Here is a 19803-nt window from a genome sequence, read left to right on the forward strand (position 1 = left end):
ATAATCATTCACCCTACCCAACCATGCATAAAATCGCCATCATCCAGGCCCGTATGTCCTCGTCCCGCTTGCCAGGTAAGGTCCTCAAAGATATTGCTGGCCGTCCCATGCTCCAGCATGTCATTGAACGCAGCATGCGCGCTCGCCTGGTCGATGGGATCGTCGTCGCCACTACGCTTGATCCATCCGATGACGAGCTGGCTCAATTTTGTCATCGCCTGGGCATCTCTTGTTTCCGCGGCAGCCTGCCGGATGTGCTCGACCGGTATTATCAGGCAGCCCGTCAGTACCACGCCGATGTCATCATTCGCCTGACCGCTGATTGCCCATTGATCGATCCCGACGTGCTCGACCTGACCGTGAAAGCTTTTTGGGGTGCAGAATTATCACAACCGCTGGCTGGCCCGCTTACCAAGCAGCACGCTTTCGATTTCGCTGCCAACCGCCTGCCACCTCCCTGGAAGCGGACGATTCCCATCGGCCTGGACGTGGAGGTGTGTTCCTTCACAGCCCTTGAAAAAGCTTGGCATCAAGCTGACCAGCCTTACCATCGTGAGCACGTGATGCCATCTATGTATGAAGGCGTGGTCTTTCCCCTGTCTGATTCATCAAAACAGTCGGAGTGGTATGTAGACAGCGGCCAGACGCCACACGGCTCAAAGGTGGCCCTGCTTAACCACGCACCCGATCTGGGCAGTTTACGCTGGACAGTCGATACCCCCGCCGACCTGGAGTTCGTCCGACAGGTGTACGCCAACTATGGAGCTTACCAGGTCTTCGGCTGGCAGGATGTATTAGCCCTCCTGAAAGCTGAACCTGAGCTGGCGATGATTAATGCCGGCGTAGCCCACAATACCGCCTTTGATGTTGACCAGCGTACTGCGCGATACTAGCCGGCCATATGCCCTCCACTGATCCCTTCCTCACTATCTTCACAGCCCCCAAGCCTTTCACCGAACCGCATATCAGCCTGATCCAGCGTAATGCCATCCAATCCTGGCTGCACCTTGGGGATGAGGTGGACGTGCTCCTGGTCGGTGATGAGCCGGGGATGGCTGAGTTTGCTGCCGAAGCAGGCCTCCTGCACCTGCCAAATGTTACCCGCAATCAATTAGGCACCCCTCTGGTCAGCTCGATCTTTTCGCTGGCACGCCAAGCCAGCACCTCACCGTTATTGGCCTATGTCAATGCCGACGTCCTGCTCACCCCGCAAATCCTGGACATTGCCCGGCAGGTATACTGCCAGGCCAAACAGTTCCTCATCGTCGGCCAGCGCTATGATCTGGACGTGCAGCAGCCACTCGAGTTCAACGCCGGTTGGGAGGTTCAATTGCAGGATGAATTGCAGCGACGGGGCCGGCTGCACCCACCTGCTGGCAGCGATTATTTCATTTTCCCGCGCACGTGCTTTACTGACCTGCCTTCCTTTTCAATCGGCCGGGCCGGGTGGGATAACTGGATGATCTACAACGCCCGCCTGCAACATATGCCCGTTGTCGATGCTACAGCCTCCATCCCGGTGATCCACCAGGATCATGATTATTCGCATCTCCCCAACGGCCAGCCCCATTATCGCCTGCCCGAATCATCGGAGAATACCCGCCTGGCAGGTGGCCGGCGCTCCATCTTCCACCTGGAAGATGCCGACTATAGTCTCCAGGATGGCCAGCTGAAGCGTATTCCCCTGCGTGGCCGTAAGTTGCTTCGCCAGGTCGAGACTTATCCCCTGCTTGAGCTGCACTCGCGCTTCCTGGCAGATATCAGCTTTGCCGTCTTTCATCCGGTGAAAGCCTGGAAAGAATTTCGCGGTCGCCTGGCCTACAAGCTCAGCCACTCACATCCAACTCATGCCTGAAATCGTCCAGCATTGCCCCTTGTGTGGATCAGCCACTCATTCACCCTTCGATGAACGCCACTTTCGCGGCTATAGAGTGATCAACGTGATCTGCCAGTCCTGTGGACTGGTTTACCAGTCCCCTCGTATGGATGAAGCTGAAAGCCAGGCCTTTTACCAGGCTGAGTACCGCCTGCTCTATCAGGGCCAGGAAGGGCCCAACACCAAAGACCTCAAGGTCCAATCGCAGCGGGCAGAGGTGACCCTGGAATTCATCCAGCCGCATATCAAATCGGCTTCACGCCTGCTCGACATTGGTTGCTCGAGCGGGTTGCTGCTGCAAAAATTCTCGGCATACTTTCATGCCAGTGCCTGGGGAATCGAACCCGGCGATATGTACCGCCAGTATGCGCAACTGGCCGGGCTGGAAGTATTCACCTCACTGGATGAGCTTAAACAGGCAGGGTCGCCGCCATTTTCACTGGTCAGCATGATGCATGTATTGGAACATCTGCCCGACCCCGTGGGTTACCTGGCTGACCTCCGTCTACACCGGCTTGAGCAAGACGGCTGGCTTCTCCTGGAAGTCCCTAACCTGTACGCCCATGACAGCTTTGAAGTAGCCCACCTGGTCTCCTACAGTCCGCATACCCTGAAACAGGTGGTTGAAAAAGCTGGTTACCGGGTGGCAGCGCTTCGCAAGCATGGTCAGCCGCGCTCAAAACAACTCCCTTTATATATCACACTGCTGGCAATCCCCAGCCCGGTATCCACTTACAAGCTTAAACCAGAACACTATGTCCACCTGCGCCGCCAATGGGGATTTTTTAGGCGTAGGTTGGTCCAACGCATCTTCCCTTACCAGGCCTGGTTGCCAGTGGAATAACCAAGAGTCAATTATGCCCAGAATTGGTATCAACCCGAATCGTGGTCAACAAAGCCAGTACAGCCCTTCCCGAATCACCCTGGCCATGCTGACCTACCTGCCTAACCAGGCTGGTTATTTTGCTGAGCGCCTGGCGGTCACCCGCCTGAGCCTGGACAGTCTGATTGCCAACACCCCAAAGCCATATGATTTGATCGTTTTTGATAACGGTAGTTGCCCTGAGCTTGTTAGCTATCTTTGCCAGCTGCGCGACAGCGGACAAATAACTTTCCTGATCCTATCCAGCGAGAATATCGGCAAGATCAGCGCCCTGCAGGTCATCTTTCGGGCTGCTCCAGGGGAGATCGTGGCCTACAGCGATGACGATGTGTTCTTCCTGCCAGGTTGGCTGGAAAGCCACCTAAAAATCATGGAAACTTACCCTCAGGTTGGCCTGGTGACCGGTTTTTACATCCGCTCCCACCTGCGTTATGCCACTCAGACTATCGAAGCTTTTGCCACGCAGCCTGACGTGCAGGTTGAGCGCGGCTTCCTCATCCCGCCTGAGCTGGAACAGCATTACATCGCTAACATGGGTCGCACAGCCGAGTCATACCAACAGGAGGTTAGCGGTCTGCAGGATATCAGGCTCACCTACAAAGGCCTGACCACGCTGGCTTCGGCTGGGCACCACCAGTTTATCGCCCCGCGCCAGCTCATGCTCAGCATACTTCCAGGCTGGGACACCAATTTGATGGGCCGCATGGTTGAGCTTGAAAATGCTGTAGACCAGCGTGGCTACCTGCGCTTGAGCACCATGAACCCGGTCACTCGCCTGTTGGGGAATGTGATCAGCACTGAAAACGCCGGTGAAGCGCAGCGCCTGGGGTTAGCTACCCAGGCTGGGCAAGTATCGAAACCTCCCACTGGGTTAGCAAGCCGTCTGCTAAAATTCCCGCTCGTCAGGCGCCTGGCCCTCGGGATGTATAATCGTCTTCATCTGCTGATTAACTCATGAGATACCTGATTGCCGGTTTTGGCTCGATTGGTCGACGACACTTTCGCAACCTCCTAACACTGGACGAGCGCGATATTGTCATTTACCATACCCACCACTCCACCCTACCAGACGATGAGCTGCAAGGCTTTCCTGTCGAAAGCGACCTGCGCGCCGCACTGGCTCACCAGCCTAATGCGGTCATCATCGCCAATCCCACCGCCATGCACCTGGAGGTCGCCATCCCGGCTGCCCAGTATGGCTGCCACTTGCTGATCGAAAAGCCCATTTCACATTCATTAGCTCGCCTCGACAATCTGGAGCAGGCTGTCCAGGATAACCATTGCCAGGTGCTGGTTGGGTTCCAGTTCCGCTTCCATCCTGGCCTTCGTACAATGAAAAAGCTCCTGGATGAAGGGACGATTGGCATACCCTTATCGGTTCGCGCCAGCTGGGGAGAGTATCTACCCGGTTGGCACCCCTGGGAAGATCACACCCAGGGGTATGCAGCCCGAGCAGAGCTGGGTGGAGGTGTGGTGCTCACCCTGTCGCATCCACTGGATTATTTAAGCTGGTTGTTGGGAGAAGTTGCATCCGTGTTTGCCTTCACCAGCCGCCAGGGTTTACAGCTCCCCGTAGAAGATTCCGCCGAGATCGCCTTGCGCTTCAAAAATGGCACGATTGGCAGCCTCCACCTGGATTACCTTCAACGCCCAGCCTCCCATACCCTGGAAATCATCGGCTCACTGGGCACGCTCCGCTGGGACAATGCCGATGGGATTGTCCGCATGGGCAAAGTTACCATGAACAACAATGCCGTCGCCACGCAGGAATTCTACCCCCCCGAAGGTTTTGAGCGTAACAGCATGTTCCTGGATGAGCTGCGTAACTTCCAGGATATGATCCACGGTAGAGCCCAGCCGCTGTGCACACTGAAAGATGGCAAAGTGGCACTCCGCCTGGCCCTGGCTGCCCTGCAGGAGCAGCTGGTCAACTTTGAATAAGCCTGACTCAACCTTCTGAGTGCGTAATAGATAATCAATCCTTCCCACCAATAACCGAGATAGTGGAAACCCTATGAAACAAGACAGTATCATGCACAAGTTCGACCTGACCGGCAAAGTTGCGGTTGTCACCGGTGGACCTGGCCTGCTCGGCAGGGAATTCTGCCGCACGTTGGCGGAAGCGGGTGCCCGCGTGGTAGTTACTGATATTAATGCCAGTGCGGTTAATGCCCTGGCCACTCAATTAATCGAGGCTGGCTATCATTGCCTGGGTGTAGCCACCGATGTTACCCAGCCCGAGTCGGTTCAGAACCTGGTGGAGGAAACCCTGGCCAGCTTCGGTCGGCTGGATATCCTCGTAAATTCGGCTGCTCTCGATCCCAAGTTCGACTCTGCAGCACTGGACGAGATGGCGAAACAGGGGGCAGTTTCTGGCGCATTTGAAGAATACCCCCTGGAGCAGTGGAAAGCCGGCGTAGACGTCAACCTGACTGGCATGTTTCTGTGCTGCCAGGCGGCGGTCAAGCCCATGCTATCCCAGGGCAAACAGGGTTCCATCATCAATATCTGCTCCACTTACGGCCTGGTCGCTCCCGACCAGCGCATCTACCAGCGCGATGGCCGACAGACCTTGTTCAAGCCGGTATATTACTCAGTCACCAAAGCCGGTGTATTGGGGCTCACCCGCTATCTTGCAGCCTACTATGCCGGAACAGATATCCGCGTTAATGCCCTCACACCAGGTGGCATTTTCAACGCTCACGATGAGACCTTTTTGAAAGCCTATACAGCCCGGGCAGTCATGGGCCGCATGGCAAATAAAGATGAGATGAACGGCGCTTTGCTTTTCCTGGCTTCGGAGGCCTCCTCATATATGACCGGCTCCAACTTGGTGGTCGATGGCGGCTGGACTGCCTGGTAGCCCGGTATCAGTGAGAATCCCATGGAAATCCTAGTCCTAATTCCTGCTCGAGGTGGCTCAAAGAGCATCCCGCGTAAAAATATTAAGCTGCTCGCCGGTTACCCGCTTTTGGCTTACTCCATCGCCACTGCGCTTCACAGTCAGCTGGTCACCCGCACCATCGTCTCCACCGACGATGAGGAGATCGCTCGCATCGCCCAGCACTATGGGGCTGAGGCACCCTTCCTGCGCCCGCCTGAGTTTGCCCTCGATGGCACTACCGACCTGCCCGTCTTCACCCATGCTCTGGAGTGGCTGTCAGAGAATGAATCCTACCAGCCGGATATCCTGGTGCAGCTGCGCCCCACCTCTCCCATCCGCCCGCCCGAGATTGTCGACCAGGCTGTGCAGATCCTGCTGGATCACCCCCATTCCGATTCGGTGCGCGGCGTTATTCCATCCGGTCAGAATCCCTTCAAGATGTGGCAGATCAATGATGTAGGCCACATGACACCCCTGCTCAGCCTGCCAGGTGTGCCTGAGCCATTCAATGCCCCTCGCCAGGAGTTGCCCCAAACCTTCTGGCAAACTGGCCATATCGACGCCATCCGTCTTGCAACCATCCTGAAAAAGAATTCCCTCAGCGGTGAAGTAATCTACCCGTTGCTAATTGACCCGCGCTACGCGGTCGACATCGATACCCAGCGTGATTGGCAGCGTGCGGAGTGGATCATCACCCAGGCCCAGCTGCCCATGGTTCATCCAGGCCATGGCCGGCGCCCCTTACCCAAGCCGGTAGACTTGCTGGTCTTAGATTTTGACGGTGTGATGACGGATGATCGGGTGTGGGTCGACCAGACTGGGCATGAAACGGTAGTTGCCAACCGCCGCGACGGCATGGGTATCTCGCTGATGCACAGAGCGGGCATTCCGATGATTGTGCTCTCTACTGAGCCCAACCCGGTGGTAGCTGCTCGCTGCCGCAAGCTAAACTTACCGTTCATCCAGGGGCTGTCGGATAAAGCAACCACCCTGCAACAGGTACTTCACGAACGCCAGGTAGACCCGGCCCACGTGGTGTATCTCGGCAATGATGTCAACGACCTGCCGTGTTTCCCGCTAGTTGGTTGTGCGGTGGTCGTTGCCGATGCACATCCTGATGTCATCCCCCATGCCGATCTTGTGCTTACCACGCCAGGTGGAGCAGGCGCGGTACGGGAGTTATGTGATCGCATATTAAATGACCTGCGGCAGGTATAGTTACCTTCTTCCTTAACAATAGATGATTTGTTTATATAGAAAGGTAAAACATCATGGCAAGTGAACTTATTATCGGAAATCGAAAAGTCGGGGAAGGGCATCCAACCTACATCGTCGCTGAAATCGGCATCAACCATAATGGCAGCCTCGAAATCGCTAAATCATTGATTGACGTGGCGGTTAAAACCGGTGTGGATGCCATCAAGCTGCAGAAACGCACTCCTGAATTGTGCGTGCCTCCCGACCAGCAGCAGCATATGCGCGAGACCCCCTGGGGGTATATCTCTTACCTGGATTACCGCTATAAGCTCGAGTTTGGGTTAAACGAATACCAGGAGATCGACCGTTATTGCAGGCAGAAGAACATTCCCTGGTTCGCTTCGGTGTGGGATGAGCCTTCAGTGGATTTCCTCAAGCAGTTCAATCCCGTCTGTTTCAAGATTCCCTCCGCCTCCCTGACGGATAAGGGCTTGCTCCTGCATGTACGCGAAACAGGCGCACCCGTCATCTTATCTACCGGCATGTCGACCATGCAGCAGATCAGAGCAGCAGTGAAAACATTGGGGGAAGATAAATTGCTCATCACCCATGCTACCAGCACCTACCCCTGCGACCCGGCTGAGCTTAATCTAAAGATGATCCGCACCCTTACAAAGACATTTAATTGTCCCATCGGTTATTCTGGCCATGAAGTTGGCCTGATCCCCACCGTAGTGGCAGTTTCCATGGGCGCTTGCCTGGTCGAGCGTCATATCACCCTCGATCGTGCCATGTGGGGCAGCGACCAGGCTGCCTCGGTCGAGCCGGGTGGCATGGAACGCCTGGTGAAATACATCCGCGTCACCGAGCAATCCATGGGTGATGGGGTCAAACGGGTCTATGACAGCGAGGTGCCCTCCTTACGCAGGTTGCGCAGGGTGAAGGACTAGCATTTCGTTTGGTTTAATTGCTAACCTGGCACTAATTATCACTCGAATAATATCAGGTAATTTAAACCTGGTAGTCACTCCCACCAGTCTTTTTCACTCATGCCCAAAATTGAACAGATCAGCAAGATTATAAGCGAACGCTTCAGGCGCCTGAGCCATAATGTTCAGGTGCATCGCTTTGCTACCCAGGTCAGTAAAGCTGGTAAACCTGATCCTCAGGCAAAACCGGTCATCTTCTTCAACGCTTCCACCCGCCTGGTGGGAGTCAGCCTTAACGCTGGTTTTTCCTTGCTTACTTCCTGGGCACTTCGCCTCCAGAAAGTACCGGTGGTTCAGTTCGTCTGCCAGGCGGGCATGAGCCGTTGTGTCTTGGGCACTGACCGGAATGATTTCGATAAGCTTCCTCCCTGTAAAGCGTGCATCTCCCAATCACGCTGGCTATATTCCACGATCTTGGCGGTCCCATTTTCCTTCCAGGAAGATAGCAAGCTAAGTGACTCAATCAGCAGTCTCCCACTGGAAGGATTGATGGGCTTCTCAACGCCGCTGCCACCAGCTGCGCAAGAGACTGGCCCTGTTCTAGCGTTCATCCCCCTCGGTCAGCTGGTGCTCCCCTCCATCCGCTGGGTGCTGCGCCGTCACCACCTGCTGGATGATGAGCCAACCCGCTTTCTTTACCGCCAATACATCCTTTCCGCTTATCACCTCGCTCAAAGGTTCTCCCTCCTGCTTGCTCAAACCAATCCCCAGGCGGTGATACTGTTTAACGGCCAGTTTTTCCCTGAAGCCACTGCCCGTTGGGTCGCCCTGCAGCATGGTATCCGTAGCATCACGCATGAAGTGGGCTTACAACCCTTCAGTGCCTTTTTTACCACCGGTGAAGCCACAGCTTACCCGTTGCACGTAGCGGATGACTTTGAACTGAGCGAGACTCAGAATGAGCGCCTGGATGCCTACCTCTCCCAGCGCTTCCAGGGTGCATTCAGCATGGCAGGTGTGCGCTTCTGGCCAGAGATGAAAGGCCTTGACGAAGATTTTCTCAAAAAAGCTTCAGGGTTTAAACAGATTGTTCCCGTCTTTACCAATGTCATCTTCGATACCAGCCAGCCCCACTCCAATATCGTCTTTCCTCACATGTTCGCCTGGCTTGACCTGGTCTTGGAAGCTGTCCGTGCCCACCCAGAGACTTTGTTCGTGTTGCGCGCCCACCCCGACGAGGTCCGCCCTGGGAAGGCCAGCCAGGAAAGCGTCAACCAGTGGGTCGCAGCATGCCATGCGGATGCGTTATCCAATCTCATTTTTATTGACTCCACCCAGCCCCTCAGCTCGTACGAGCTGATCCAGCGCTCAAAATTCGTGATGGTGTACAACTCCACCATCGGCCTGGAAGCTTCCATCATTGGCACACCGGTGCTGTGTGCCGGACGTGCCCGCTTCACCCAGCTTCCCACGGTCTTCTTCCCCACTACCCAGGCACAGTTCCAGCAGCAGCTCTCTGAATTTCTGGTTGCTGAGGCGATCTCTGTCCCAACTGAATTCAAACGCAACGCCCGCCGCTTCTTGTATTTTCAGCTCTACCGCTCATCGTTGCCATTCGGGGATTACCTTGAGGCCGATTCCCTGCCGGGGTTTGTCCATTTGCGCAAATTTCCGCTTCAAAAACTATCCGGTTTGGCTTCACCAACCATTCGCACCCTGCTGGATGGAATTCTGCGCGACAAAAATTTCCTGTTGGAAAATGACATTGATGGATTCGCCAATTAAGCAGAAACTCGGCTCTCCCCTGACTGACGAGATCCACATCCTCCCGGTCACCCTACTAGATGAGCACCAGCAGCAAGTTGAGGCATTGAAGCGTCTGGCTCGCTCCCTCGGGATTGGCCTGGGTTGGCATTACTTGCTGGATTGGACCTGGATACTTGAGAAGCTGGGTGATGTGCGTGGAAAACGCGTCCTGGACGCAGGGGCAGGTGAGGGTCTGCTGCAATGGTACCTGGCAGGTCAGGGAGCGGAAGTCATCAGCGTCGATCGCTCAAGCCGAGCTGAGTTATCCCTGCGATTCCGCGCTCGTTATCCAGTGAGTGGATTGACAGAGGTTGACCTGGCTTCTCCCGTTAGAGTGGCAAGGAAGAATTTCAAGGCCGCACAGAGCACAAAAAACAAGGCTGTCACACTAATCCGCAGCAGCGCAGGGGTGGTAAAAAGCGTCCTGCCAAAAAGTGAGCTAGGCAAGGTGGTCATCTATACCCAGGATTTATCCAGTATGCCGCTCATACCGGAAAACTCGATCGATGCAGTGGTCGCTGTATCTGCCCTGGAGCATAATTCACCTTCCGGGTTGTCAAAGGTAGTTATTGAGCTTTTTCGCGTGCTCAAACCTGGCGGAATCATATTAGCTACACTGGGAGCGGCACGAGACCAGGACTGGTTTCACGAGCCATCCAAGGGTTGGTGCTACACCGCTACCAGTCTGTGTAATTATTTCGACCTACCTACATCCATGCCTACCAATTATGCTGACTATGATGCGCTTATGAGCGCATTAATAAGCTGCTCAGAACTGCGTGATAATCTGGCAAGCTTCTACTTCACCTCAGGTAATAATGGTATGCCGTGGGGTAAATGGGACCCCCAGTACCAGCCTGTTGGCGTCTGTAAGATTAAATAACCTCGCGATACGGATATGACTGTCTCCATTGTCATTCGTGCCTGCAATGAAGAGCAGCACATCGGTAAATTATTAGATGGCATCGCCCACCAGTCGATCCAGGACGTTGAGACGATCCTGGTCGATTCCGGCTCCACCGACCACACCCTTGAAATCGCCGCTGCTTACCCGGTGCAGGTGGTACACATCCAACCCGACGAATTCACCTTCGGTTATTCACTGAACCGTGGTATCAGCGAGTCGCACGGGGAATACATCGTGATTGCCAGTGCCCATATCTACCCCGTCTATCCCGATTGGCTGGAATGCCTGCTGAAACCCTTCACCGACCCTCAGGTAGCGCTGACGTACGGTAAACAGCGCGGTAATGCATGCAACAAATTCTCCGAGCAGCAAATCTTTCATCACTGGTACCCCGAGCATTCCCAACCGCACCAACCCTACCCCTTTTGCAACAACGCCAACGCAGCCATCCGGCGCTCAGTCTGGCAGAGCCATCACTATGATGAAACCTTACCCGGACTGGAAGACCTGGCTTGGGCACACCAAATTATGGCGCAAGGGCATGCCATCAGTTATACAGCCGAGGCCGAGGTGGTACATATCCACGACGAAACCCCCACTGCCGTCTATAACCGCTACCGTCGTGAAGCCATGGCTTTTAAACGTCTATTCCCCCAGGAACGTTATAACCTGTGGAACCTGGCGCACAACCTGGTCACCAACATCACCAGCGATGCCCGCCAGGCGGCCCACCAGAAAAAATTGGCTTCTCACTTTGCTGAAATCTGCTGGTTCCGTTGGATGCAGTTCTGGGGCACCTACAGAGGCTACCGGCAATCAGGTCCGCTCACCTGGCAGCTCCGCCAGACTTTTTATTATCCCCGCATGACCGGTTTTCCACCTGCCAGCCTCAGCCGCCAGGTGGCACCCATCCCCTATACCTCGAATATAAATAACCCTGCTGAGGAGAAGTAAGATGCCGAAAATCATCGCCCTGGTTCCCATGCGCCACCATTCGCAGCGCGTGCCTGGCAAGAACTTCCGCCCCCTGGCTGGCATGCCCCTTTTCCACCACATTATCGGTTCGCTGCTTGCTTGCCCGGAGATTGCTCAGGTGGTGGTCGATACCGACAGCCCGCCAATCATGGAAGGGCTAAAACAGCATTTCCCATCCGTGGTAGTCTTGGAGCGCCCCGAGCACCTTCGTGGCGATGCGGTTTCGATGAATGAAATCCTCCTGTATGACACTTCCCGGGCGGAAGCCGATTTTTACCTGCAAACCCATTCCACCAACCCTTTGTTGCAGCCTGCCACGCTCTCGCGCGCTGTCCAGTCACTATTGGCGCACTCACCAGAGTACGATTCGCTCTTCTCGGTCACCCGCCGACAGGTCCGCCTGTGGGACCAGCTTGGGCGGGCCATCAATCACAACCCTGCCATCCTCCTGCAAACCCAGGATTTACCCCCAGTGTATGAAGAGAACTCCTGCCTTTATATCTTCAGCCGCAGCATACTATCGAATCGCCTGAACCGCATCGGGGAACGCCCTCTGATGTTCGAGATCGATGCTGCTGAAGCCTGGGATATCGACGAGGAGCTTGATTTTGCCATCACCGCATTTTTATTGCAACAGGCACAGGTGAGAAATGCATAAGCCTGGCTTCACGATATTAGTTACTGCTCCGTATTTGATCCCGATCCTGCCGCGCTTCCGCCCGTTGTTGGAGGATCGCGGGTTGCAGCTGATCGTCCCCAAGGTGCATGAGCGCCTGAGTGAAGCTGAGCTGCTTGCGTTCGCTGGCCAATTCGACGGTACCATCTGCGGCGACGACAAGTACACCTCCCGTGTTCTAGAAGCCTGTGCACCCCGCCTCAAGGTTATTTCAAAGTGGGGCACCGGCATCGATTCAATCGACCGCCAGGCGGCTGAGCAGCTCGGCATCCGGGTATGCAACACTCCCAACGCCTTCACCCTGCCGGTTGCCGATACCGTCTTGGGTTACATACTCACCTTCGCTCGCCATTTCCCCTGGATGGACCGGGCCATCAAGGCTGGCCAATGGGAAAAAATCCCCGGCTACTCGCTCAGTGAACGCACTCTTGGCGTGGTCGGGGTTGGCAAGATCGGTAAAGCCGTGATCCGCCGTGCCCGCGCTTTTGGCATGCGTATCCTTGCCAACGATATCATTCCTATCGATTCTGTTTTCCTCAATAAAAACGAGGTGGAGATGACTTCCCTGCCAGACCTGCTTTCTCAGGCTGATTTCGTCAGCCTGAACTGCGACCTCAACCCCACCAGCTACCACCTGATCAACGCCCAAACCCTCACCCACATCAATCCTTCCGCTGTGCTCATCAACACCTCGCGCGGTCCGGTCATCGATGAACCTGCCCTGATCGAAGCTCTACGGTCAGGCAAGCTGGCAGGTGCTGCCCTGGATGTTTACGAAGTCGAACCCCTGCCGTCAGATAGCCCATTGACCAAGATGGATAACGTGCTCCTGGGCTCGCACAATTCTAATTCCAGCCCCAAGGCGTGGGAAAAGGTGCATCAAAATACGATTGACAACCTGCTTGAAGGTCTTGGAATCCCATTACCATAGGATGTGTTCCCATGCAAAATCCTGTATCTGACATTACCCAGCCGTCCACGCACACCGTGCTGATCACCGGCGCAGCTGGTGGGATCGGTCGCGCCACGGTCCACCACTTCGCTTCCCAGGGTTGGCGCGTGATAGGCGTTGACCGCTCTTCGTTCGGGGAGGATTTCCCGGCGGAGGGTTTCTTCATCCAATCTGATATATCCGTCGGCAGCAACCTCGAGACGATCTTCAGCCAGGTGCATGCCCATACAGGTTACCTGAATGCCCTGGTCAACAATGCGGCCGTGCAGGTGGCTAAGCCCATCATCCACACCAGCGTTGAAGAATGGGATGCCGTGATGGCGTCCAATTTACGATCAGTTTTCCTGAGTGCCAAGCTTGCCTTCCCTCTGTTTAAAGCTGCGGGTGGAGGTGCGATTGTCAACGTATCTTCGGTGCATGCCGTAGCCACCTCTGCTAATATTGCCGCTTATGCCGCCAGCAAGGGTGGTCTTCTGGCGCTCACCCGCGCCATGGCCATCGAGTTCGCCCCCGATAACATCCGTGTCAATGCCATCCTGCCTGGCGCAGTGGATACACCCATGCTGCGGGCTGGGCTGGTGCGCGACCACGTCGAGGGTTCCGATATTCAGACCCGCCTCGACAACCTGGCGCGCAAGACAGTCAATGGCCGCATTGGCACACCCCAGGAGATTGCTCACGCCATCTACTTCCTGGCTGATCATACCCAGAGCTCCTTCATGACCGGGCAAGCCATGATCGTGGACGGTGGCGCGACTGCCCGTCTGAGCACCGAGTGAGCCTGCCATGAGCATCCGCCAATCGCTTAAGAAGATCACTCCTGCCCCCATCTGGGGCATGGGCTCTGATCTGTATTGGTGGTGGCACAACCGCGGTCGCCATAACCTTGCACGCACCCTGGATGGTCGCTGGCGTGCCAGCCGCCACCAGCTGGAGCGGCTTGAGAACAGCCATACCGGCCAGCGTTGTTTTATTATCGGCAACGGACCTAGCCTGCGCCAGACCGATATGAGCCGCCTAAAGGGTGAAGTCACCTTTGGCTTGAACCGCATTTACCTGCTCTTTCCCGAGCTGGGCTTCCCCACTACCTACCTGGTCTCGGTCAATGACCTGGTACTCGAGCAATGTGCCAATGAAATGCAATCCCTTAACCTGAGCCGGTTCATCACCTGGCGTGCTCGCCATTGGTTCAAGCCGGATCCACAGCTCACCTACCTGGATACCGACTTTACCGGCCAGGAAGACTTCTGCCCGAATCTCACCGGCCGGATATTCGAGGGCTTCACCGTCACTTACGTTGCCCTGCAGCTGGCTTTCCACATGGGTTTCACCGAGGTGATCCTGGTCGGTGTGGACCACAATTTTGTCACCCAGGGTCCCGCTAACCTGGCCATCGTATCCGATGGCGATGACCCGAATCACTTCTCCGCCAGCTACTTCGGGAAGGGCTTCAAGTGGCAGCTGCCCGACCTGGCTGGATCGGAAAGGGCTTACACGTTAGCCCGCCAGGCTTATACTCAAGCCGGCCGGCGTGTTGTGGATGCTACCGTGGGTGGCAAGCTGACTGTCTTCCCAAAAATTAGTTTCGACACATTATTCAAATAGAGAAATAACAGTTAAAAGTGCGGACTCAAACTCGAAACGTTTCAAAAATATATTTGCTTGGGGTGAGCTTCGTTTGTATTGCTTTCGCAGTTCCTCTGGTAGCATTCATGATAAACGGTATGTTTATGCGCTATAGCGGGGATGATTACTGTTATGGTGAATCGCTTACTCGCATTGGATTTTGGAAAACACAATGGGTTTCATATTTTGTTCCACAGGCATATAACGGAAATCGTTATTCTTCGACCTTTTTCTCCGACCTGAGCGGACTTTTTGGTCCTTATATGAATGGAATATTACCAGCGGTTTCAATGTTACTCTGGTTCTTGGTGGTGATGCTTGCCTTGAATAGTATTGTCCGTTTTAGTGCGATATCTCTATATTCAATAGAGGTCATTTTAATTGCCGAATTGGTTATTTTTTTTACCTTGTACCAGGCTCCTAGCATATCCCAAAGCTTATATTGGCGTTCAGGAATGCTCCCATATCTGGCACCATTAATTACAAATACCCTTCTAATTGCGATAATTCTTAATAGTATTCGAAAGGACAAGTACAATCCATTGATGCTGGGGATAATATTTTTATTAGCCTTTGTATCAGGCGGATTTTCAGAAACAGCAACTGCTTTTCAGATAGGCTATCTGATCCTGATGTTGGTTGGTGTAATATTTTTACAAAACCGATATAAATCACATGTAAAAAGTGCCCTGTATGTAATCGGAACCGCATTGATTTCGTCAATTCTTGCAATGCTGGTTTTAGCTGTTTCTCCTTCTAATGTTGAACGATTAAGCCGGACATCTCAAGCCGATCTTCTATCGCTCTTCACAATTTCGATCAAATCAGCGATAAGCTTTATCATTGAATCCCTTATTAATCTGCCTGTTTCTATTGGAATATTATTCATCTTTTCGATTGGGATTTCCTATATATTTTTTACGCACCTGTCGCCATCTATCCAAATAAAAAAAACAGCCTGGATAACTGTCATCATCCTGGTTCCTGTTGTTTGCTTTGTGTTAATTGTGTTTTCTGCTGCTCCGAGCGCTTATGCGCAATCTGCGTATCCTGAAGCACGAGCATTGATCGGCTCTCGAAACATAATGGTGCTTTCAATTATTACGCTTGGTATTCTATTCGGCTTGATTATCCAGCAATCTTTGACTGTATCTCAACAACTGTCTAGGATTGTTCGTTACAGTATGGTATTGATATTGGGAATTATGTGTCAATATCCTATTTACACTGCTAGCAAGATCTTTAGCGAGGTTCCAACCTATCAACGCTGGGCATCTTTCTGGGATGAACGAGACCAGGCAATCAGGGTAGCAAAGGAAAATAATGTCTCTGATGTAGAAGTTATCAAAATTGACCATATTATTCCATCGGTTGGCGATCTAAGTGAAGACCCCAATTACTGGTATAACATATGCGCTGCCGGATATTATGGTGTCCATACCATCACTGCAGATTTGCCGGGTTGGGATATTCCTTCGCCATAATAAACCCATATCAGAGAGTTCAATACCTATTTCTATATTACATCTCTTCTCCCCTGCTTTTTATTGGCTCTACGTTCAGTTATTAATTACTCCCGTGACACTGGTGCAGATTGCAGGGCTTTTAGGTACTTAAACGTACGGTTTTAATAAAATCATCGTTGATGAAGAATAGCCTAGTACCATTTTTGTGAATATATCAAAATAATTAGCCTGGATCTATTAATTGCGGAGGCTTTTCATTAAATGCAAGAAGAAAATAAGCAGCAAAGTAATAATCAGCGCACACTAATTTGGGTTTACATCTGTGTTGTTAGCATCTTCATCCTTGGCACGGGATTACGCCTACTCGACCTGACCGACCCGCCGTTGGATATCTTCCCCCAACGCCAGCTGCGCGGGGCTATCATCGCCCGCTCCATCTATTACCAGCTGCTCCCCTCCGCTGACCCTGCTCAACGTGCTCAGGCAGTTTACCTTGCCAACACCATGGATCCTCGCGAGCCCTCTGTCTTCGAAGGGCTGGTAGCACTCATCTACTTGGTCGCGGGTGGAGAGCATTTGTGGATCGCCCGCCTATACGCCATCCTGTTCTGGGTGTCGGGTGGCCTTGCCCTGTATCTCCTGGCACGTCGCATGACCTCCGCCCTGGCTGCCATCGCCCCACTTATCTTCTATTACTTCCTGCCATGGAGTGTCATCTTCAGCCGCATCTTCCAGCCCGACCTGATCATGGTGATGCTCACCCTGTGGGTGGCTTACACCCTGTACCGCTGGGGTGAATCCCCCAGCTGGAAGTGGGCCATCCTCACCGGCTTGCTGGCAGGGCTGGCAGCTTATATTAAGCTCCCCGCGGTTTTCCCCATCCTCTTGATGCTGGTTGGCGTGGTACTGGCGAGCCTTGGTTTCAAGAAGGCCCTTACCCACCCGCAGGTTTGGACGATGATTGGCTTGCTGATTATTCCTCCAGCTATTTACTATCTGTTCGTCATTCCTGATAGCTCGAGTTTTTGGCTGTCGTTCAGCATAGGTCTGCTTAAGAATTGGATCCAGCCTTCCTTCTATATCCGCTGGATCATCTTTACCGGTGGCCTAGTGGATCTCGGGGTGGCAATCATCAGCTTCGTAGGCGTCTGGTTGCTACCTAAGAAAGCCCGCATTATCCCCCTGGCTTTATGGCTGGGTTACTTCCTGTATGGCATGGCTTTCTCCTACCATATCACCACCCACGAATACTATTCCATTCCACTCATCCCTGCCATTGCCTTATCTCTTGCCCCTATCGCCGCCTTGATCTTCGATCGCATCACGCAACGCGGTCATGCTGCCTCTTGGGCGGTAGTCGCCATACTCGTATGTTCGATCGGGTATTCCGCCTGGATCGGGCGCTCAATTTTATATGGAAAGAACTACCGGGCTGAAGCCATCGCCTGGCAGAGGCTTGGTGAAGCGCTTCCTAAGGAAGGTGACCTGATCGGCCTGACTCATGAGCAGGGATACCGCATAGCCTATTATGGCTGGCGCCACGTCACCCCCTGGTTACCTACCGCAGCTGATGAGCAAGCTCTTAGCAGCACTTCTGACCCCCAGGCAGAATTTCAAACCCTATTCGAAAACACCGCCAATGGGCAGGATTATTTCGTGGTCACCATGATGAACGACTTCAATGCCCTGCCCATGCTTAAATCCTACCTGTATGAGCATTATCCCGTATATGGCGAAGGGGATGGTTATCTCATTTTCGATTTGACCCAGCCCAAGGAAGCTGCCCCGCATTGATCGCTCAGCAACTCCCCCTGGTATCGATCATCACTCCGTCCTACAACCAGGCACTTTACCTCGAACAAACCATCCAATCCGTCCTCTGCCAGGATTATCCTAATTTCGAGTACCTGCTGGTGGATGGGGCCTCGCAGGATGGCAGCCGCGCAATCATCGAGCGTTATGGCAGTCACTTCGCCTGGTGGGTATCCGAGCCTGATCATGGTCAGGCCGAAGCGATCAACAAAGGTTTCCACCAGGCGCAAGGGCAGATTATCGCCTGGTTAAATTCCGACGACCTTTATTTCCGTCCCGATACCATCAGCCAGGCCATGCAGGCCATGCTGTCACATCCCGAAATTGGCATGGTCTATGCCGATGGAGTCATGGTCGATGCCAGCCTTAATGTCCTTGATTGGCATGCCTATCCCCAGTACAATGCGGTGGATTTGCTGTCATTCAACGTCCTTCTCCAGCCAACGGTCTTCATGCGCCGAGAAGCGTTGGAAATGGCTGGTTACCTACCCGCTGATTATCATCTCATCCTTGACCATACCCTGTGGGTGAAGATCGCCGCCAGGTTCCCGATCCTGCATGTTAATGAGACCTGGGCCGTCGAACGTACCCATTCGGATGCCAAGACGATCGCCCAGGCTGCCCGCTTTGTGGATGAAGCTTTCCACTTCGTCCAATCGCAAGAAGCTGATCCTGCGGTGCAACACCTATTCAACCAACAACGTTCCAGTATCTACGCCGGCTTGCACATATTTGCTGCCAAACGTCTGATCGATGCTGGTGAATCCCGCCAGGCTCTGGCCCATTTCCGGCAGGGTTGGCGCTATTCTCCGAAGGCTGTCCTGCGCGTATGGTACAAGCTGGTCCAGGCTGCTGGTAATGCTATTGGCTTGGGCAAGCTTTTCCTGGCTTACCGCAGCACCCGCCGCCGCTTCCAGCACCACGGTCAGGCCCTGCGGGTGGATATGCAGGGAGTAACCCTGGTCAATGCCGACTCTTCAGGAGCGCGCTAATCCCTGTGCCTGAACTGCCCCTCGTTTCCATCCTTACCCCATCCTACAACCAGGGCCGCTTCATAGAAGAGACCATCCGCTCAGTACTGACCCAGGATTACCCCAACCTGGAGTACCTCATTGTGGATGGTGGCTCAACGGATGGCTCGCTTGAGGTTATCCAGCGCTACGCTAACCAGCTGGCCTGGTGGGTCTCCGAAAAGGACCGCGGTCAAACGGAGGCCATCAACAAGGGTTTCAGTCACGCCCGTGGCGAGATCTTCGCCTGGCTCAATTCAGATGACACCTATTTACACGGTGCAGTAGCCAGGGCGGTCGCCTACCTGCAGGCTCATCCTGAAGCTCCATTGGTTTATGCCGATGCCAACCTGATCGATGAGCAAGGCCAGGTGATCGGGCAATTCCCTTCCCACCAGACCGACTTGGCTAGGCTCTTGCGTGGTTCGGTCCACATCCCCCAGCAGACAACCTTCTTCAGGGCATCTGCCTGGAAGCAGGTCGCCCCACTGGATGAGTCGTTCCACTTCGCCATGGACTATGACCTGTGGGTCCGCTTGAGTAAGCTCGGTCCCCTGATCTACACACCCGGGCTGTGGGCGAATTTCCGCCTGCACGGTGGGGGTAAATCGCTCACCATCGATGACCGCTGCTATCCGGAAATGATACGCGTGTACCAGCGCGAATGTGGCCGTCGTCCATCGCTGCTCCAGGCTCGCTGGCTGGCCCGGCGTACATTGTATGCCTGGTTGCCCCTGCGTTTGCGGGTGAAGCTGCGAAAAATCCTCACCTTCTAAGTCAGATCGAATCGAAATTAAGATTACA

General features: G+C 54.0%; 18 protein-coding genes and 1 pseudogene. All 19 read left to right on the plus strand.

From position 1 onward, the window contains the following. Nucleotides 1–23: 23 nt before the first annotated feature. The 19 genes and pseudogenes from C3F13_17460 to C3F13_17550 all read left to right on the plus strand — a co-directional run bounded on the left by C3F13_17460 (nt 24) and on the right by C3F13_17550 (nt 19775). Entirely contained in the window at nt 24–893 is an 870-nt protein-coding gene (locus tag C3F13_17460; protein ID PWB50254.1) for a hypothetical protein, read from the plus strand. A gap of 8 nt (nt 894–901) precedes the next feature. Further along, nucleotides 902–1855, plus strand: coding sequence for a hypothetical protein (locus C3F13_17465; GenBank protein ID PWB50255.1), 954 nt, complete (start codon nt 902–904; stop codon nt 1853–1855). Beyond that, on the plus strand, nt 1848–2720 hold the full coding sequence (locus C3F13_17470) for a hypothetical protein (protein PWB50256.1): 873 nt from the start codon (nt 1848–1850) through the stop codon (nt 2718–2720). The genes C3F13_17465 and C3F13_17470 overlap by 8 nt, the downstream gene beginning before the upstream one ends. After that, nucleotides 2539–3717, plus strand: a complete 1179-nt coding sequence (locus C3F13_17475) for a hypothetical protein (GenBank protein PWB50257.1) — start codon at nt 2539–2541, stop codon at nt 3715–3717. Before C3F13_17470 ends, C3F13_17475 begins: the two co-directional genes overlap by 182 nt. Further along, nucleotides 3714–4700 (plus strand): hypothetical protein, encoded by a 987-nt coding sequence (locus tag C3F13_17480; GenBank protein PWB50258.1) that lies wholly within the window; start codon nt 3714–3716, stop codon nt 4698–4700. The genes C3F13_17475 and C3F13_17480 overlap by 4 nt, the downstream gene beginning before the upstream one ends. A gap of 91 nt (nt 4701–4791) precedes the next feature. After that, nucleotides 4792–5622, plus strand: a complete 831-nt coding sequence (locus C3F13_17485) for a short-chain dehydrogenase (protein ID PWB50310.1) — start codon at nt 4792–4794, stop codon at nt 5620–5622. A gap of 21 nt (nt 5623–5643) precedes the next feature. Beyond that, nucleotides 5644–6357 (plus strand): annotated as a pseudogene (locus tag C3F13_17490) (acylneuraminate cytidylyltransferase family protein). A 557-nt stretch (nt 6358–6914) separates the two neighbouring features. Beyond that, on the plus strand, nt 6915–7790 hold the full coding sequence (locus C3F13_17495; protein PWB50259.1) for an N-acetylneuraminate synthase: 876 nt from the start codon (nt 6915–6917) through the stop codon (nt 7788–7790). Nucleotides 7791–7889: 99 nt separating this feature from the next. Beyond that, nucleotides 7890–9554 carry a hypothetical protein gene (locus C3F13_17500; GenBank protein ID PWB50260.1) on the plus strand — a complete coding sequence of 555 codons (1665 nt, stop codon included), beginning with the start codon at nt 7890–7892 and terminating at the stop codon, nt 9552–9554. Next, nucleotides 9538–10458 carry a hypothetical protein gene (locus tag C3F13_17505; GenBank protein ID PWB50261.1) on the plus strand — a complete coding sequence of 307 codons (921 nt, stop codon included), beginning with the start codon at nt 9538–9540 and terminating at the stop codon, nt 10456–10458. The genes C3F13_17500 and C3F13_17505 overlap by 17 nt, the downstream gene beginning before the upstream one ends. Nucleotides 10459–10473: 15 nt before the next feature. Then, nucleotides 10474–11436, plus strand: a complete 963-nt coding sequence (locus tag C3F13_17510; GenBank protein PWB50262.1) for a family 2 glycosyl transferase — start codon at nt 10474–10476, stop codon at nt 11434–11436. 1 nt (nt 11437) lies between these two features. Next, complete coding sequence (locus C3F13_17515) at nt 11438–12115, plus strand: acylneuraminate cytidylyltransferase (GenBank protein ID PWB50263.1); 678 nt, start codon at nt 11438–11440, stop codon at nt 12113–12115. Further along, nucleotides 12108–13064: a dihydrofolate reductase gene (locus C3F13_17520; protein PWB50264.1), complete on the plus strand. Its 957-nt coding sequence runs from the start codon at nt 12108–12110 to the stop codon at nt 13062–13064. The genes C3F13_17515 and C3F13_17520 overlap by 8 nt, the downstream gene beginning before the upstream one ends. A gap of 11 nt (nt 13065–13075) precedes the next feature. Continuing rightward, entirely contained in the window at nt 13076–13864 is a 789-nt protein-coding gene (locus tag C3F13_17525) for an NAD(P)-dependent oxidoreductase (GenBank protein ID PWB50265.1), read from the plus strand. A 58-nt stretch (nt 13865–13922) separates the two neighbouring features. Beyond that, nucleotides 13923–14690 carry a hypothetical protein gene (locus C3F13_17530; protein PWB50311.1) on the plus strand — a complete coding sequence of 256 codons (768 nt, stop codon included), beginning with the start codon at nt 13923–13925 and terminating at the stop codon, nt 14688–14690. Between the two features lie 119 nt (nt 14691–14809). Beyond that, complete coding sequence (locus C3F13_17535; protein ID PWB50266.1) at nt 14810–16195, plus strand: hypothetical protein; 1386 nt, start codon at nt 14810–14812, stop codon at nt 16193–16195. A gap of 243 nt (nt 16196–16438) precedes the next feature. Beyond that, nucleotides 16439–17971 (plus strand): hypothetical protein, encoded by a 1533-nt coding sequence (locus C3F13_17540; GenBank protein ID PWB50267.1) that lies wholly within the window; start codon nt 16439–16441, stop codon nt 17969–17971. Continuing rightward, nucleotides 17905–18981: a hypothetical protein gene (locus C3F13_17545; protein ID PWB50268.1), complete on the plus strand. Its 1077-nt coding sequence runs from the start codon at nt 17905–17907 to the stop codon at nt 18979–18981. The genes C3F13_17540 and C3F13_17545 overlap by 67 nt, the downstream gene beginning before the upstream one ends. Further along, nucleotides 18981–19775, plus strand: a complete 795-nt coding sequence (locus tag C3F13_17550; GenBank protein PWB50269.1) for a glycosyltransferase — start codon at nt 18981–18983, stop codon at nt 19773–19775. The genes C3F13_17545 and C3F13_17550 overlap by 1 nt, the downstream gene beginning before the upstream one ends. Nucleotides 19776–19803 lie beyond the last annotated feature (28 nt).

This window comes from Anaerolineales bacterium, assembly GCA_003105035.1.
Taxonomy (GTDB): Bacteria; Chloroflexota; Anaerolineae; order Anaerolineales; family UBA4823; genus FEB-25.

Bases quoted from the DNA above. Each gene is read 5' to 3' on its own strand.
- C3F13_17460 (PWB50254.1), top strand. From the start codon at position 24: ATGCATAAAATCGCCATCATCCAGGCCCGTATGTCCTCGTCCCGCTTG.
- C3F13_17465 (PWB50255.1), top strand. From the start codon at position 902: ATGCCCTCCACTGATCCCTTCCTCACTATCTTCACAGCCCCCAAGCCT.
- C3F13_17470 (PWB50256.1), top strand. From the start codon at position 1,848: ATGCCTGAAATCGTCCAGCATTGCCCCTTGTGTGGATCAGCCACTCAT.
- C3F13_17475 (PWB50257.1), top strand. From the start codon at position 2,539: ATGGTCAGCCGCGCTCAAAACAACTCCCTTTATATATCACACTGCTGG.
- C3F13_17480 (PWB50258.1), top strand. From the start codon at position 3,714: ATGAGATACCTGATTGCCGGTTTTGGCTCGATTGGTCGACGACACTTT.
- C3F13_17485 (PWB50310.1), top strand. From the start codon at position 4,792: ATGCACAAGTTCGACCTGACCGGCAAAGTTGCGGTTGTCACCGGTGGA.
- C3F13_17495 (PWB50259.1), top strand. From the start codon at position 6,915: ATGGCAAGTGAACTTATTATCGGAAATCGAAAAGTCGGGGAAGGGCAT.
- C3F13_17500 (PWB50260.1), top strand. From the start codon at position 7,890: ATGCCCAAAATTGAACAGATCAGCAAGATTATAAGCGAACGCTTCAGG.
- C3F13_17505 (PWB50261.1), top strand. From the start codon at position 9,538: ATGGATTCGCCAATTAAGCAGAAACTCGGCTCTCCCCTGACTGACGAG.
- C3F13_17510 (PWB50262.1), top strand. From the start codon at position 10,474: ATGACTGTCTCCATTGTCATTCGTGCCTGCAATGAAGAGCAGCACATC.
- C3F13_17515 (PWB50263.1), top strand. From the start codon at position 11,438: ATGCCGAAAATCATCGCCCTGGTTCCCATGCGCCACCATTCGCAGCGC.
- C3F13_17520 (PWB50264.1), top strand. From the start codon at position 12,108: ATGCATAAGCCTGGCTTCACGATATTAGTTACTGCTCCGTATTTGATC.
- C3F13_17525 (PWB50265.1), top strand. From the start codon at position 13,076: ATGCAAAATCCTGTATCTGACATTACCCAGCCGTCCACGCACACCGTG.
- C3F13_17530 (PWB50311.1), top strand. From the start codon at position 13,923: ATGGGCTCTGATCTGTATTGGTGGTGGCACAACCGCGGTCGCCATAAC.
- C3F13_17535 (PWB50266.1), top strand. From the start codon at position 14,810: ATGTTTATGCGCTATAGCGGGGATGATTACTGTTATGGTGAATCGCTT.
- C3F13_17540 (PWB50267.1), top strand. From the start codon at position 16,439: ATGCAAGAAGAAAATAAGCAGCAAAGTAATAATCAGCGCACACTAATT.